The following is a 16,012-nucleotide window of genomic DNA, read 5'->3' on the forward strand; positions in this document are numbered from 1 at the left end:
GGCGCCGTGCGCCCTATCGCAACTTCTTCTTTCCGCCTTTCGGGTTAGCAGGAGCGCCTCGTCGAGATAGCTCCGCCCGCAGCGCAGCGTTCTCCGCCTTGGCTACTGCGAGCTCTGATTCGGCTTCTTCCAAGCTCGTTCGCAGCTCATGTGTGTGGTCTTTATGCGTACTGGCATGGACTGCTCGCTGATAGGCCACTTGAGAGGACAAGCTCCTGTGCCCCAGCCTATGAGCGGTGCCGTGCATGACATCCTCCATCGCGGTCGAGTAGCCGCCCGCGCGCCGCGAGGAAAGATCGTCGCGCGTGGAATCCTCTGCATACTTGCGACGAAACGAGTGAACGCCCGCGCCGCGACCGGCCTCAACCCCAATTTTCCTGAAAGCAGAGCCAATCATCTGCGTTATCGTCTTGTTGCCCAGGGGCGTGCCGGTTTTCCCACTCACGAAGAGTCGACCCTTCGCTTCTTTCTCACTCCATCCCCCCTGAATCAGCCAGCGCTCTCGCCATTGAATGAATCGTGAGATGCGTAGAGCAAGCGTTAGAGGAACGCCAAATGAGTCAGAGTGTCCGCCTTTCTGAATCGCGGGTCGGATCGGAACGCCATCGCCAGGCATTTTCTCATTCGGATGCGTTGGAAAGTCACCGCTCTCCAGAAACGTCATTGTGCCGGCACGCCAACCTACACGTGATGCGAGCTCAAGAATGATGAGGTTTCGCTCAGCGATGAAAGGGTCGTTTGCCTCGGACAGGACTTCCGCGACCTTCCTTTTGTCTTGGCCGCTCGCAAAGTACTGAGCACCCGATCGATTCCCCAATCTCCCGAACAGCAGCGGATAGGCATTCTTGTCCAGACCACTTTTCCGTTTACTGTTAGCCGAGGGCATGTTGAGTGTCGATTTGATCGGCGCGTCTTCGCCGGGCCCAAGAATCGTTCCGCATCGCTCCGTCCGCTCTGCCCAAGCGTAGTAGCGGTAGATCCACTTGAGCTGGATATTGACCGTTCGCTTTGCTGCGTTCTCATTCCCCTTGCCACGCACCGATGCTTTCACCCGCTTAAGCGCAAGATCTTTGAATCCCCGTAGCTTGGCATTGTCGGCATCCTTCCAACTGGCGCTTGTGCCGTCCAGAAATCGCAGCCACGCCAGCAACGCGTATGACACTGCTTGCACCTTGGATGTGTACGCTTGGCTCGATCCACTCTTGGCCTCGGTCTCGGCGACATAGCACACGTAGTCATGAAACTCGTCCATGAGACGTAGCTTCGCGTTGTAGAAGACTGGCAAACGCTCAGTGCCGACTCCTACCCACTCCACCAAAGCTTCAGTCCTCGTCACCGAGCATCTCCATGATCTCCATGACAGTGGACATACCTACTTGGCGATTCATCAGAAGGCTACCGGCGCTGCCATGCTGGCGAGCACCGGCGTCTGAGACATCCCCAATGCCGCGTATTCTCATGTCGTGTTCGGCAAGAACGAATCCATCGTTGGTATCAACCAGCGCCTGTAGCCTTACATCTGCATCTAAACCCACCGCGCGGGGCAGGTACAAGTAGCAGTGACCCTCTCCCCCCTCCCGTGCCAAGCGCCCACGCAACTGGTGTAGCTGCGACAGACCAAAGCGTTCTGCATGGACGATAACGACGCCTCGCAGATTGGCAATGTTCAAGCCCACCTCAACCACGGTTGTGGCGACTAAGATGCGGGCAGCGCCCGTTGCCATGTCTTCGAAAGCCTGGTGTACATCCGCCTCACCCGAGGCCCCATGCAGGGCGCGCACTAATCCAGGGAACATGGTGCTCCACTTATGTGCCACGCGCGCCACCGATGGAAGGTCAGGCCCTTCATCGTCCTCCCCCTCCTCCCTCCGAGGACACACGATCAGAACTCGAGCGCCTGCATTCAGCAGGCTCCTGAGATGCTCAACCATGTCCGATGTGCCGTTTCGATGCACAATCTGGGTACGGATGTCTTGCGGACTGTGGCGTTCCGTCAATCGCAGCACATCCAACTTCCCGTACAGCAGCATGGCCTGTGTGCGAGGAATAGGAGTGGCGCTGATCTCGACAACATGCGTTCCATCCTTTACCAAGGCACGTCGCTGCTCCACCGAGAAGCGATGCTGCTCATCGATGACGCACACATCCAAGTGGCCAATGTCACGAAACAGTAGGGCCGTTGTTCCGACGAGCCAACGCGCGTTCGTCATCGCTCGATCATTCGTCTTCCCGGTAACCAGGGCGGCATCGAACTCAGGAAATAGACGACAGATCTCCTGATGAGCCTGCACAGCCAGTCGTTCGTTGGGCAGGAGAACGGCCGCGCGTGCAGCCGAACGGACAGCGGAGGCAACCGCCATTTGGTAGACGATCGACTTCCCCATGCCGACATCGGCATTGATTAAGGTAGAGGACGCCTCTGTCCCACCAAAGCGCTCTGTCAGGCGATCGACCGCCCTAGCCTGCTCGTGCGTGAGGACAAAAGGCGCACGCGATGCGAGATCCTGCCAAGGCGAGAGGGCCAGCGGCTTTCTCACCGCGACTGGACACTGCTTGGCTGCCCTAAGATCCCCCACCGTGATGAGCGCTGACAAACGCTCAAGGTGCCATTGCGCGCGCTCTCCCACGTCCGGCGACGAAGGGAAGTGGGCTCTAACCAGCAAGTCCTCTAGGGTTCCTTCGGGCCTTCCCAGCAGTCTTCTCAGTTGCCCGTCGCTCACAAAGGCTCGTGCCCTTGCTCGGAGTTCTGCAGCACACAGGGGGATGGTAGACGGCAGTAGAGCTGCCATGACTCGACGGGCCATGGCCAGGGACAGCACCCGCGCCTTGCCTGGGTAGTGGGGCACTACCGCACCAATCAGACTCTGATCCAGCAATGTCGGATTGTTCAAATAGACATGCGCGCCCACCTGGGTAAGCGTACCCGCGAGTGCGATCGGCCCCTCGGACTCTTCGAGTGTCTTCTGCAGCGTTCGCGCATCGCCGAAGACCGAGAAACGTAGCTGCATCCCCTCCTCATCAAGGAGTGCCCCTTGCGCTTGCGGGCTGCGCTTGCCTCCCCAGCGCCCTGCACCCCACTTCGTACGCATGTTGCCTGCGTAACGTCCCACAACTACAACTTCCTGTCCCTGGCCGGTAAGGCCAAAGAAGCGCTCAATGGGTACTCGCGCATCTAGATAGCGCGACGGAAGGTAGAGCGGTACCTGCCACCGCTCCACCAGGCCCGTGGACTGGAGCTTTTTAAAGCCCTTCGCGGGCTCTATACCCGCACCCAGAGCCACAGCAAGTGCCAGGCCAGGAGCGAGGTCATGATGGTGATACATGGCGGTGATTTGCTGTCTCTGTTCTGGCGGCATCATCTATCGAACCGACTTGAGGCTCGTCGTCTTACGCAAGGTCTTAGTTAGCGCTGCGATTTGCTCATGTGCCTGAGCCAGTTCGCGCTCTTTCTCCCTTAGCAGCCCCAAGGTTCCCTGGTGCGCCCTCTTCTCGGCACCGAGATCTCTCCGGGCCGTGCGGACTTCGGCTCTTGCCTGACGATACCCCAGTAGTGCTCCGGCGCGCTTAGCGCGCTCGACCTCCGCCTTCTCCTTTGCATCTTCCACAGCAAGCTCAGGATTCAAGGCTCTCCGACAAGCTTCGGCTGTGACCTCCAACTGGCGAAGCAACTGGTTGATAGCCAGATGCAGCGAGGCATTAGATTTGAGCGTTTGGAACGCCGTCTTGCGAAGAAGCGGTTCGGACTCACGGACCGCCGCAGAGTTCTGACTACCATCCCAGGCACTGAAGCTCCGAAGACTGGTCGGATACCACTCAAGCTGTTTTGGATGCTCCGAGCCGACGCACACGGGAACTCCATCACGCGCCCAGCGCGTCATGAGATCCTTCTTTGCACTCATGGCAAGATCTGCCTGAGCACGCAAGCGACGTGAAACATGCTGATCAGAGACACTCATTCCGGCACCTTCTTTCCTGGTGGCTTGGTCAGTGGGCATCGCTGACGTTGGATAAGCGACAGTTCCAACTCTACAAGCTCTCGAGAGCACGAGGCGGTGGCGCGAAGAACTTGCGCTTCTCGCGGGTCGGTTGCCAGAGCTGCCTGCTCATCCAGGCGCTTGGCATCCTGCTCCACGTTCAGCAAAAAGGAGCTCGATGTACTGTGAAATACACAGGCGCCGCAGATATCCACTCCTGCCAGCTCCCTACGAATTGTCCCCTCCTTGCTACAACGCCCTCTCAAGCCGACCCGCCCGCCAGATTCTTCCGCCCAACAGACCCCATGAGACATCGGGGTTGGCGCGTACCCCCTGCTCTTAAACTGCTTTCGGATTTCGCTTTTCAGGGTCGCTGGGTCGCGATCAGGAAACTCGACGTGCCGCCAGATGCGCTGAATCCAACGATGTACACGCCTCGTCATTGGCCCCCCGGCACCGTCGGAAGTTAGCATCGCATCCAACTGCGCATCCGCGTAGTGGCGCTGGGCTTCTGACATCTCTTGCTCTGGGAAACAATCCGCTCTGTGCCGATGTAGTGCCTCAATTCGATCTGCCTTGTCTCGCATGGCTGGGTCGGTGATGTAGACCCTGGTCGTTTCGAGATCAAAGTGTGCAAGGAACTCCGACAAGGCCTGCAACTTGGGGTGTTCCCATCGATAGAAGTACACCAGCGCAAAGAAACGTCGGAACATGTGAGTCTTGCGTTCAGAATCAGCAACTCCCGCCAGCGAATACAGTTCCCCGCTGTGTTCGTCAAAGGAAAAACCAAACATGGCGCTCGCATCCCCGAGAAGCGCCGCGCTGCCGGGGAAGGAGAACAGCTTCTGGGCACGCCTATCCTGATCCGAGGTTCCGACCTCCTCGCCGGGAAGAGCGGCGGCCCTCAATCTTGTCAGCACGTCCACTGCATGCACCGTCAGCGCTGATGCCGGCATCTTCATCCAGGCATTCCAGGTCTTCTCGATGTAGATGTCCAGGGCATATGCATCGATATCGGGATCAATCTTCTCAAGGCACGCCGCGTAGATGCCCCATGGCCGACTCCCCTCTCCGACTACCTCATTCTTTCTTCTTGCTTGCGTAATGGCAATCAGGACGAAAGCCGCCGTCAAGAGATTCTTCACCAGCAGGGAGATGCTCTCACCGGTTGCAGTGGTGAACGAGGCCACTTCATAGGGAAAGTCCACACGCGACTTTAGCTCTGCGTATCGTTCACGTATCGCTGCATTCACGCGCGTGCTGACGTTCGCCTCGCCTTTGTACTCAGATGCTGTCCCAACAAGCGTCTCTCGCCAGAACGCCACGAGCTCGATAACTGCATCAGCCTTGTTGTAAAGCCACTCAAGCGACTCCGCTAGCAACTTAGCAGCATCCTCCACCGTCAAGTTGGCGGTCCGCCCATCCGGAATCCCGTTGGCAAGGCGCGCATGAAGCCGGGCGTTAGCGAAGGGTTCAAAGCTCAGCCTGTCAAGCGTCGCGGGAAGAATGCAAAGTCCATTCAGTGCACCGAAGCAGTTCTTGAACGACGCCTCGGACCAGGGCTGCATATCGTCGCTTCTCCGTTCCGCCCCGACTGTCACCTTCTGCATCAGACCAGCTATTTCCTTACGGAGGAACATCGGATACTCCCGCGATGTGACTACGTATCCAAGGTAAGAGGAGAGTCGCTCCGAAGAGATGCTGCAAGTCGCCCCATCATGAGATGAAGCAACCTGCAGAAGTAGGGCTTTATCGTCTTCGCAGCGCCTGACTAGCTCCCTCAGCTCGGCCTCCGTGTTTAGGGCGCTGAACCACCCCTTGGGTTGCAACTCGAGCGCCAGCCTCCTCATATCGTCCAAGGTCACATCGGCCAACTTGTAGATCCGATTCTTCACGCACCATGCGAAAAACCTGGACGTATGATTGAGCGAGTTGACCGCTTTACCTAGAGCGTCATGCCCGGTCCCGGCTGACAGAACGTTGCAAAATTGCGCGCGCGCAACATCTACCCAGTGCGGAAATTTCCCAAGAGTGAAGCTTTCCGAGAAGGGTCCGTCAGGACCATTGGCTGGCAGCGGAATTCGGGAGAGGTCGATGAGCCTAATCTTGTCACCGTTGGCCACCCGTAGAACCGGGTCATTCCAATCGCTTAGAATCCTTCTATCTCGTGCAACTCCCGTGGGCCAAGCGCCCTCATCTGAATCTCGGTTTGGCGATGGCGCAATCAAACCAGCGTCAACTTTCACGCCTTTTTTCATACCCTCTGCTCCAGCAAACACGCATACTCGGAGTCCGAGATGAGTGCCCAGAGTGCGGCTGTAAACTCGATCCGTGGAAGATGGACCTTGGAGAATCTCTCCGATGATTCAGCGCGTAATCTTTGCCAGTTCTGTGCGTAGTAGGCCCTCTGTCGAATGAGATGCATGACCCTGATCTTGTCCAGTACCAAAGGCTGCTCTGGGTCAACCATCCAGACGTCACACTCCGGCGGCATCAGACGATCCGTCACCGCACTGTCACTCACGGGAAATAGCAGCCTCTTGTCCACGTACGAAAGAGGCATCCCGCTCTTTGTCACCGCATCCTCGCCACCAGCGGCCCACACAATCGAGGCGCTTAGCACCTTCTGGAACTTCGCAATGTTGGCTGAGTTCAATACCCGAAATACGGTGCCGTCAAGATAGCCCGCAGTTGTCCTGATGCTTGTGTGCCCCAGGCGTCCTTGTGTCGCATGTGGATCGTCATGGCTAAGATAGTCAGCACCCGCGCTCTGATTTCGAAGCTGCTCCCGTGTAAAGTGCGGAAGCTCGTAGTAGGCAATGAATCTCGACAGAATTTTATGGTCTGTACCTCGCCCAAAGACTCGACGGCCCACCCCTTTCTCGATGAAGGTAACAAACAAGCCTGGCGACTCGCGAGACCAGTAGCGATCGACGTTGGCGTTGTGCTCAATCATAAGATCGATGCCAGCCTGAAGGAGCTTATCGACCGGCTCCACACTGGCGTTTTCCATCTCTCCATTTTTTCCCTTCAATGACTGGAACTCCAATCGCGCCCCCTCGCGACGAACCCCATTAGCCTCCAGATGCTTCACCGTGTCGCGATTCCATGAAGTGACTATCTGTATCTTCATTTCAATTGCCAACTGAACCCAGCGTGGCACCCACCAGATCATTTGAATGGCAAAAGAGTAGAATGGTGATGAACGACCTCCGCACCAGTTCACCAGTTCTGGGTACTCTTCGCTGATCCGTCCGAATGCGCGGTTGAAGCGACCTTGGTGGACATTCGAACGAAGCTCCCTATCGCGAGCCTCTCGATAAAGCTCGTGCTTCTGAGCGGCAAAGAAGGTGACTCTTGCAATGTCCTCAGTGGCAGCACCTCTCAGCCATTGCCGGAAATCCTCTCGCCCGTCACCAAGCCCCTTCATTTGATCCACGTAGGACCGGAAAGAGTCATCAACGCCCATCTCACCGGCGCGAAGCATGAATTTCCGCCAGTTGATGAACTCTGCTAATGCATGGTCACACGCATTCTCGATACGCTTCAGCCTATCTTCCAAGTGTTCCGCAGCACGCTCTCTACTCAGTGCGCCATCACCTCCTACGACGTGAATGATTGGAGGGCGGTTCTCCGGCGATATCGCTCCAGGATCGGCAACCTCACTGATGAGTCCGCGACTTCTTCTCGCCCAGTGCTTCGTGCTATCCAGTTGAACCTTGCTCGCACGAGTTCCTAGCGATTGAAATGCGCCATGAAAGGCCTCTTGGAACGCGCTCAGGTAGCCGCTTCTTGACCGCGGCTCTAGAGGGCGGGCATCACAACATGAGATCAGTGCATTGGTGAGAACTTGGAGATCATCTTCCTGAAGAATGTCAGATCGTGAGCTTAGGATTGCACGAACCCTAGCTTGCGAAATGCACGACGTCGCGCAGATCCATTCAACGTGACGCATCAGCCTTTGGAAGTACTGATGACTTACGGGAGTTGGCATCGCATCCAACACTTCCGTCAAGAGGCCGCCCTGCCGAACTCCCAGTTGTTCGAAGTCCACAACGTACCCTGGGTATGTCCTACGTCCGTGGGGGTTGTTCTCTGTCGGGAGGAAGACTAAGTTGCCTTGGCACGCTTTGAATTTGACGGCGGCCGCGTTCATTCTCTCTTGAAGTGCCGCCCACTCCCCGGTTCCAGGGCCGCCGGGAAGTCGCAGCCGTAGCTGCGAGAAGATGACAACCAGGCGCGCTCGTGGCCCCTTTGGCGTTACGCTTATCGCGCTGCTAGAGAAGCCGCGGGCTTCGGCTTGTTCGATGATTGCGCTGGCATGGCAGACTTTCGCTTCGTTACGCTTCTCGCAGATTGCATAGTCTGCGAGGAATGCTTCCATCTTCTTAATCACCGCTTCCATTCTAGAGGGCGGATAAACCCGCCCCACTAGACGCGTCACCAGGGCTTTCAGTGAAGAGCGGGGAAACGCTTCGCTTTCCAAACACTGTGTAGCTCCGACCCACACGAGATCAGCCTGCTCTTTCAATGTGGATTGAATGCGCTCCAGAAGCTTTTCAGTCCATCCACCTGCTGGCCGAAGCAAGGGGATTTGGATCGCGCCACATTTGGTGTGGACAGCCACCGTTGCCTTGATGTCTTTTGGACGGCGCGCCCGAGCGCCTTCCCGCCAGGACTCCTGGATGGCATCTAGTAAGTACGCCAGGAACAACTTGACATGCCATCGAAGGGCACCCCGCTTACTCTGAGCGCTTAAGGTAAGCCCCGCCCTCTTTCCTTCAGGCTTTGGTAGCCTATTGGAGCTCTTCTGCATCGAAAAGGTCTTCTGTGTACGCCCATCGATGCTAACATTCCCGTACCCACGTCGCCCTGGACCAGCCGCATCATCGGTGAGGGCCGGGCGATGTCTTCGCGGATCTGCTTGAACACGCGCTGCTGCGCACCCGTCAGCGTGAACGGCAGTGCCTTGACCAAGGCCTCCACCAGCGTGCCCTTGCCTTTCAGCGCCGGCGCACGCTGCCGCTGCAGCGCGAGCCGCTGCCGGCGCAGGCTCAGCTGATGGGCCAGCAGTTCCTCGATCGCCAGCCGGCGCTGTGCCGGGTGCGTGCCGAGGGCGAGCGCCGCGACATCGGCATCGCGCGGCGGCCGATGCATGGTGAGCAGCGCCTGTCGCAGCGAGGGCAATGCCGACTCATCCAGAAACCCGGCAGGCAGCAGTTCCAGGCGGTCGTCGGCAGGCAACCGTTCCAGCGCCTGGCCGACCAGCTTGCGGATGCTCGCCGGCCCCAGCCCTTCGATGGCCGGATACACCGGATCCAGTGCCTCGCCCAGGGCGGCGTCATCGTCATCACCGAGGATGCGGTAGCTGGGGTGGACGATCTCCAGCCCGTGCTGGCCGGGCTTGGGCGTACCGTAGCAACGGATGCGCGCACCGACGGCGAACTGTGCGACCTGTGCGGCGCGGAAATGGAAGAAGCGCAGCACCAGCGAACCGGTCGATTCGTCGCCCACCGCCACCCGCAGTACCGGCCGATAACGGAAGCCGCGGTCCACCGCTTCCACGCGCCCTTCCACCTGCGCCGGCACGCCGGGCTGCAGCAGGCGGATCGGCGTGATCGCGGTGCGGTCTTCGTAGCGCAGCGGCAGGTGGAGCCACAGATCCTGCATCGTCTGCAATCCGCGCGCGGCGAGCTTCTCCCCTACGCGCGGACCGACACCGGGCAGGTGGCTGAGGGGTTCGGCGGAAAGATCGATGGACGGCGATTCGCGACGTACAGGCATCGCACAAGGATGCCGGGAACCACGCCAAACAAAAACCCCGGCATCTCGCGATGCCGGGGCCGTTATCCGACGCGTCGACGCGTGGCTCAGAACTTCACGGCCACTTCCAGGCCGTACGTGCGCGGCTCGGTGATGGTGGCGCCCACCACGCCCAGCGGACCGCGACCGTAGGTGTTCAGGCCTTTCACGTACTGGTTGTCGAACACGTTGTTGCCGTAGACCGCCCAACTCCAGTGCCCCTGCGGCGCGGTCCAGCCGATGCGGACGTCGGTGCGGTCGCGCGCTTCCCCGATGTCGAGCAGCGCATTCACGCCGCAATCGCCCTGCAGGTCCGAGCCCGCGTTGCAGCGGCTGCGTCCACGATAGGCGTGACGCGCCGAGAAGCGCAGTTCACCGTGCTCCGCCAGGTCGACCTTGTAGGCCGCGCCCAGCGACGCGGTGAAACGCGGTTCGCCGGTCGGTTCGCCATCCAGGTCCACGCCTTCCGGCGTCACGTAGTCCTTGTACTTGGAATCGATCCACTCGGCCTGCGCGTCCAGCGTGAACCCGTCGGTGACCTTCCAGCGCAGGTCCACGTCGATGCCGGTAGCCTCCAGATCGCCGGTGTCGAACACGAAGCGCGGGATGTCGACGGGATTGTTCGGATCGGGATCGATCAGCCGCACCGACTGGCGATTGTCGTAGCGGTAGTGGAACAGCGAGGCGTTCCAGGCGAAGCGGCCCAGCGACTGCTTGATGCCGGCCTCCAGGTTCCAGACGTCCTCGTTCTCGAAGGCCGGGCCGATCTGCAGCGCGTTGAAGCCGCCGGCCTTGTAACCCTTGGCCAGCGAGCCGAACACCATGGTCCGGTCATCCAGGTGGTAGTCGACCACGAAACGCGGACTGACGTCGCTCCAGCTGCGCTTGTCGCGCACCAGCACGCCCTTGTTGACCATCGCCGGCGGATCGATGAAGGCCATGTCGAAGGTCAGCGTTTCGCGGCTGATCGGGATGCCCATCTGCCCCAGCGCGGCGAAGAAGCCCAGCGATTCCAGCAGCGCCAGCTTGGCTTCCAGCTCCGGCGCATTGCGCGGCGTGTTGAGCCAGGTGAAGTCCTTCTCGTCGCGGGTGTAGCGCAAGCCAAAGGTCAGGTTGAGCTTGTCGGTCGCGCGCCAGATGACGTCACCGAACGCGGCGTAGGCGGTGGTCGACAGCGTGTTGTTGAAGCGCTCGTTCCAGCGGTCGCCGACCAGAGATACAGGGATGCCGTTCATCTGCGCCAGCAGCGACGTGAAGCCGAACAGGCTGCCGTCCGGCGTCGGCGCGATGCCGAGGTTGCGCACGATGTTGTCCACCGCTTCGGTATTGGTGTTCACCTCGCTGGTCTGGCGCGCATCCTCCTTGAAGAAGCTGGCGCCCGCCACCCAGTCCAGCCGCGCATTGCTGCCGGCGAACTTGAACTCCTGGTAGAAAGTCTCGTTGCTCTCGGTGTTGACCGAGTCGATGTACAGGTCGGCGCGGTTGGTGCCGTCCTCCTCGGTTTGGTTCAGCGAGTCGTACTCGCGCCAGGACGAGGTCGAGGTCAGGTTGCCCCAGGCGAAGGCGTGGTCGACGATCAGGGTGACGCCATCGAACGTACGCCACTCCGCGTTCTCCGCATCGCTGTAGGTCGGCACCTTGCGCGGATCCAGGTAATCGTCCGGATCCACCGGCACCGGCGGCCGTTGTGGATACGCCGGCAGCGGCACGATGCCGGTGGTGACGCGGCCGTTCTGATCGAGGCTTTCGTGGTCCCAGCTCAATAGCGCGGTGGTGTTGTCGCCGATGCGCAGCTGCCAGGCGGCGCGCGCGGCCCACACGTTCTCGCCGCCCAGATCCTTGCCGGTGGCGCCATCCTGGAACCAGCCATCGCTGTGGTTGAACAGCGCGTTCACCCGGAACGCCGAAACGTCGCTGACCGGGATGTTCCACATCGCATCGACGTACTGCTTGCCGTAGTTGCCCAGCCGCAGGCGCAGGCGGGCTTCGGTCTCGTCCTGCGGCCGCCGCGTCACCAGCGAGATCGCGCCCGCCGCGGTGTTGCGGCCGAACAGCGTGCCCTGCGGCCCCTTCAGCACCTCGATGCGCTCGACGTCGAGGAACGGCAACAGCACGCCGCCACCGCGGCCGCCGTACACGCCGTCGACGAAGATGCCGACCGCCGGGTCGGTGCCGATGCCGAAGTCGCTGGTCTCCACGCCGCGCAGGCGGAACGAGGGCTGCGTGGGCTGGGCGGCGTCCACCACCAGGCCCGGCACGAACGCGTCGATGTCGCCCAGGTTCTCCGCCGCCACGTCATCGAGCAGTTGCTGGTCGACGACCTGCAATGCGATCGGCACGTCCTGCAGTTCCTGCTGGCGGCTCTGCGCGGTAACGGTGATGGTGTCGAGGTTGGTCGCCTGCTGTTCGCCCTCGGGCGTCGCCTGCGCCCAAGCCGTCCCGCTCGCACCCAGCACCACGCAACTGCCGAACAACGCGCGTCGAAGCCCCACGACCAGATTCCGTTGCATCACTCTCATCACGCCCTCCCGGAAGCGTTGTGCGGAAACCGGCCTCAGGTGGCCGGCGGTGAATCACTGCCTGTGCCTGCCGTGTCGCAACGGCCAGCCTGCGCGTCGATCCATGCGCGGATCAGCGCGACCCCTTCCCGATGGACGACCGAGCGCCCCAGCTCCGGCATCATGATCGCGGGGTCGTCGCTGTCCAACCGGTAATCGAAGATGGAATCGGCCGCATGGCCCGGCACGATGTCGTAGCGCCGGTCGCCGGTACCCTTACCCGCCGCGATGGGCTGCTTGCAGAAGCCCAGCTTCAGGCGGTCCTGCGTGTGCGCGTCCAGCCACAGGCCCGAGGTGATCGCCGGACCGGTGGCGCTGTGGCAGTGCCCGCAGTTGACGTCCAGGTAAGCGCGGGCGCGGGCATCGAGTGCGGCGTGCGCATCCATGGCGTCGGCCAGCCGCGGCGGCGACGCCGGCACACCGGCCAGGTAGCCGACGCGCGTCAGGTGCGCCAACTGGTTTTCCCTGCCGCCCACGTACTCGAAATCACGGTTCAGATGCCGTGCCTTCGGCCCGATCGGCAGCAACTTGCGCGACCTGTTGTCGGTGATGTGGCAGCCGCCGCACTGGTTCTGGTCGGGCACCTGATAGTTCGTGGCCTGCCGTTGACCCTGCGCATCGACCAGGTCGAGCGCCACCAGTTCGCCCGTCCGCTTCAGCGTGGCCGCAGTCTGGGCGTCGTTCCACACGTAAGGCAGCGCCACCCAGCCTCCGGCGCGATGGACCAGCAGGCGCGTCTCGATCAGGCGCACCCTGGCCAGGTCCAGCGCCTCGCCTTCCAGCGACGACTGCGTCGGGGGCGTACGCGCGACGGACTTCCCGTCCCACGGCTTTCCTTCCGGCAACGGGTAGTAGAACGTCTTGCTGAGGATGGTGCCGACCGGGAAGTCGAAGCTCTGTTCCGCCCGGTACGTCGCGGACGTGCCGGCCGGCATCCAGACCGTGCGCAGCTTGTGCGCGTAGTCGCTGAACAAGGGCGTGTTGAGGTCGTACGGCACCACGCCGTCGTTGAGGCGCAGGCGCCCGTCCTCGACCCGCAGCACGCCCCATTCGTCCAGCGTCGCCGGCTGGCCCTCGGCGAAGAAGTGCACCTGCGGCGCCGGCCGGCAGGCCGGCAGCGCCGCGCAGGCCGCGAGGATCGCCAGCCACGGCAGCACGCGATACGGCATGCGCGATGGCCTCACCCGCGTTTCAGGTCGACCGCCGGCAGGCGCGGCAGTTCGCAGTCGTGGAGCTTCGCGTCCTTGTTCGGATTCTTGTAGCCGCCGGGTCCGTCCGCATTGACCACGCCGTTGACGTCGCGCAGGCAGATCTGCGGCCCGATCTTCTTCCCGTCCACCACGCGATCCCGGTTGTAGTAGCCGTCCCACAGCACGTCGGGGAAGTTGCCGCGCAGGCCGTAGGTGGCCACCTTCAACGCCTTCAGGTCGAAGCCGTCCGGCGAGTCGCCGCCGCCGGACAGCGTGTTGCCGTGGACATGGATGCGTTCCGGATACGGATCGAAGTTCGGCGAGGCGCTGCTGTCCTTGTAGCCGGTGGAATACACGCTGGAGACGATGATGTTGGCCGTGGCGTTGTCGCGGATCTCGTTGCCGAACACTTCGATGTCGTCGTTGGAGTTGATCACGATGCCCGACCCCGCCGGCACGCTGGCCACCGGCGTGCCCTTGGCCCCGAAGTTGTCGTGGTTGTTGGCGATCACCTTGTTGGCGTACACCCGGATGTTGCCGCCCTGCTGCGACAACCCTGGCATGTTGAACACCAGGATGCCGCCGGTGTTGCCGGTGGCGACGTTCTCGTAGACGTCGGCATTGATGGTGTTCTCGATCTCGATGCCGGCGACGTTCTGCTCGGCGCGGCTGCGGCGCACGATCACGCCGTCGGACTGGCCGACGTAGATGCCGGCATCGGACGCGCCGATGGATACCGTGTCCTCGATCAGCACGTTTTTCGTCAGCACCGGATAGATGCCGTACGCACCGTTCTTGGTGCTCGGCCCGCCGGTCCATTGGACCTTCACGCCCCGGATGGTGATGTTCGACGACTCGCTGATCTTCAGGCCGTCGCCCCTGGAGTCCTCGATGGTGAGGTTCTCGATGGTGAAGTCGTCGCCGTTGACCAGCAGGCCCTCGGCCCCGGCTTTCTGACCCTTGAAGCTCAGCACGCTCTTGTCCATGCCGGCGCCGCGGATCGTCACCCCGTCGGCGCGCAGGGTCAGGCTGCGGTCGAAGGCATGGCGACCGGCCGGAATCTCGATGACGTCGCCGGGCCTGGCGTCCAGCAGGCGCTCCTGCAGGCTGGCGGCGAAGCCGTCGGCAGCCGCGACGGGCGTGGTGTCGGGCGCCTTCGGCTGGCAGCCGGCCATCAGGACGGCCAGTGCGCCGGCCACCGCCAAGGACATGGTGCGCTGCATGAGTTTCCCCTCCCATACGCCTGCGTAGTGCCCCGCAGTCTGGTGCGGCGGCCTATGTGACACGGAGGGCGGGAGCGGCATACTACGGGGGGCAAAGCGGACAAGCTGGAGAGGCGCCGATGCGTTGGAAAACCGGACTGGGCAATCGCCTGTCGATCGCCAACCTCCCCACCAACATGCTGTGCGGCCTGGTGCTGCTGGCGGGCGAATTCGGCGTGAAGGCGGAAAGCTGGTTCGCCGGCATGCGCCTGAACGTGCAGGAGATCCACGACCCGCAGGCGCGCGTGTCCTACCGCCAGGCCAGCGAAATCATCCGCCGCGCCCTGCCGACGCTGCCGATCGACGGCGTCGGCCTTGCGATGGGCGAGAAGCAGAACGGCGGCAACTTCGGCCTGCTGGGCCTGGCGATGAAGACCGCGCCGACCTTCGGCGACGCGGTGCAGATCGGCCTGGAATACCAGCGCAACCTCGGCCCCCTGATGGATCTGGACATGCAGGATCGCGACGACGGCAGCCTGGCCGTGGTCGCGACCGCGCCCGACGAGGCCGCCGACCTGCTGCCCTTCCTGTGCGAGGAGATGTTCGCCAGCACGCTGATGCTGGCGCGCGAACTGGCCGGTCCGGAATTCCGTCCCGTGCGGCTGGAGCTGGGCTATCCGGCGCCGCGTTACGCCGAGCGCTATGCGGATCTGTTCGGGTGCGACGTCCTCTTCGACCAGCCCCAGCATGCGATGGTGGTGGACCGCCGCTGGTTGGAACTGCCTTTCGCCAGTTACAACCCGGTGACCTCGGGGCAGGCCCTCGCCCTGTGCCGGGCGCAACTCACCGCGATGTCGCTGCGCGGCGAGACCACCGCCGCCGTCGAGCGCCAGCTGCGTCCACGCCTGCGCGACAACCCGCAGATGACGGATGTCGCCACCGCCCTGCACCTGAGCGAACGCACGCTGCGCCGCCAGCTCGCCGAGGAAGGCACCAGTTTCAGCGCCGTGCACGACCGCGTGCGCACGGAGCGCGCCCTGGCCCTGCTGCAGGATGCGGAAACCACCATCGCCGCCGTCGGCAACCAGATCGGCTTCAACGATGTGCGCGAGTTCCGTCGCGCGTTCAAGCGCTGGACCGGGCACACGCCGAGCGAGACACGGCGGTCGCCCGCGTAGAGCGGAGCTTGCTCCGCTGCCTTTCATCTCCACGCCAACGTCCAAGGCCGCGCCCTTCGTAGAGCGGAGCTTGCTCCGCTGCTCTTCGTTCCTGCGTCGATGCGGCGG

The 16,012-nt window shown here is 61.9% G+C and carries 9 protein-coding genes and 1 pseudogene; 1 reads left to right on the forward strand and 9 read right to left on the reverse strand.

Features of this window, described 5'->3' with window-relative positions; all coding sequences use genetic code 11:
* Window positions 1-13: 13 nt before the first annotated feature.
* The 9 genes and pseudogenes from AC1Q5B_RS17990 to AC1Q5B_RS18030 form a co-directional block, all read right to left on the reverse strand.
* Window positions 14-1,252: a site-specific integrase gene (locus AC1Q5B_RS17990; RefSeq protein ID WP_155944768.1), complete on the reverse strand. Its 1,239-nt coding sequence runs from the start codon at window positions 1,250-1,252 to the stop codon at window positions 14-16.
* 70 nt (window positions 1,253-1,322) lie between these two features.
* The gene (locus AC1Q5B_RS17995; protein ID WP_056881691.1) at window positions 1,323-3,359 is read right to left on the reverse strand and encodes a DEAD/DEAH box helicase; all 2,037 of its coding nucleotides are present in this window, start codon (window positions 3,357-3,359) and stop codon (window positions 1,323-1,325) included.
* Entirely contained in the window at window positions 3,360-3,899 is a 540-nt protein-coding gene (locus AC1Q5B_RS18000; protein ID WP_056881692.1) for a hypothetical protein, read from the reverse strand.
* 53 nt (window positions 3,900-3,952) lie between these two features.
* Entirely contained in the window at window positions 3,953-5,848 is a 1,896-nt protein-coding gene (locus AC1Q5B_RS18005) for a hypothetical protein (RefSeq protein WP_492632825.1), read from the reverse strand.
* Window positions 5,849-6,228: 380 nt separating this feature from the next.
* On the reverse strand, window positions 6,229-8,688 hold the full coding sequence (locus AC1Q5B_RS18010; protein WP_155944770.1) for a hypothetical protein: 2,460 nt from the start codon (window positions 8,686-8,688) through the stop codon (window positions 6,229-6,231).
* A 140-nt stretch (window positions 8,689-8,828) separates the two neighbouring features.
* Window positions 8,829-9,758 (reverse strand): annotated as a pseudogene (locus AC1Q5B_RS18015) (OB-fold nucleic acid binding domain-containing protein); the annotation flags it as partial.
* 86 nt (window positions 9,759-9,844) lie between these two features.
* Complete coding sequence (locus tag AC1Q5B_RS18020) at window positions 9,845-12,268, reverse strand: TonB-dependent receptor (protein ID WP_492632826.1); 2,424 nt, start codon at window positions 12,266-12,268, stop codon at window positions 9,845-9,847.
* 62 nt (window positions 12,269-12,330) lie between these two features.
* On the reverse strand, window positions 12,331-13,503 hold the full coding sequence (locus AC1Q5B_RS18025; protein ID WP_492632827.1) for an SO2930 family diheme c-type cytochrome: 1,173 nt from the start codon (window positions 13,501-13,503) through the stop codon (window positions 12,331-12,333).
* Window positions 13,504-13,514: 11 nt separating this feature from the next.
* Window positions 13,515-14,747: a parallel beta-helix domain-containing protein gene (locus tag AC1Q5B_RS18030; protein ID WP_492632828.1), complete on the reverse strand. Its 1,233-nt coding sequence runs from the start codon at window positions 14,745-14,747 to the stop codon at window positions 13,515-13,517.
* Window positions 14,748-14,866: 119 nt separating this feature from the next.
* Between AC1Q5B_RS18030 and AC1Q5B_RS18035 the strand changes: the two genes are divergently transcribed.
* Window positions 14,867-15,904 (forward strand): AraC family transcriptional regulator, encoded by a 1,038-nt coding sequence (locus AC1Q5B_RS18035; RefSeq protein ID WP_492632829.1) that lies wholly within the window; start codon window positions 14,867-14,869, stop codon window positions 15,902-15,904.
* The last annotated feature ends 108 nt before the right edge of the window (window positions 15,905-16,012 follow it).

The organism is Pseudoxanthomonas sp. GW835-FHT14C01 (assembly GCF_058793715.1).

Excerpts from the sequence above, each read along its gene's own strand:
- AC1Q5B_RS17990 (WP_155944768.1), bottom strand. The coding sequence starts at position 1,252 with ATGGACGAGTTTCATGACTACGTGTGCTATGTCGCCGAGACCGAGGCC.
- AC1Q5B_RS17995 (WP_056881691.1), bottom strand. The coding sequence starts at position 3,359 with ATGATGCCGCCAGAACAGAGACAGCAAATCACCGCCATGTATCACCAT.
- AC1Q5B_RS18000 (WP_056881692.1), bottom strand. The coding sequence starts at position 3,899 with ATGAGTGCAAAGAAGGATCTCATGACGCGCTGGGCGCGTGATGGAGTT.
- AC1Q5B_RS18025 (WP_492632827.1), bottom strand. The coding sequence starts at position 13,503 with ATGCCGTATCGCGTGCTGCCGTGGCTGGCGATCCTCGCGGCCTGCGCG.
- AC1Q5B_RS18030 (WP_492632828.1), bottom strand. The coding sequence starts at position 14,747 with ATGCAGCGCACCATGTCCTTGGCGGTGGCCGGCGCACTGGCCGTCCTG.
- AC1Q5B_RS18035 (WP_492632829.1), top strand. The coding sequence starts at position 14,867 with ATGCGTTGGAAAACCGGACTGGGCAATCGCCTGTCGATCGCCAACCTC.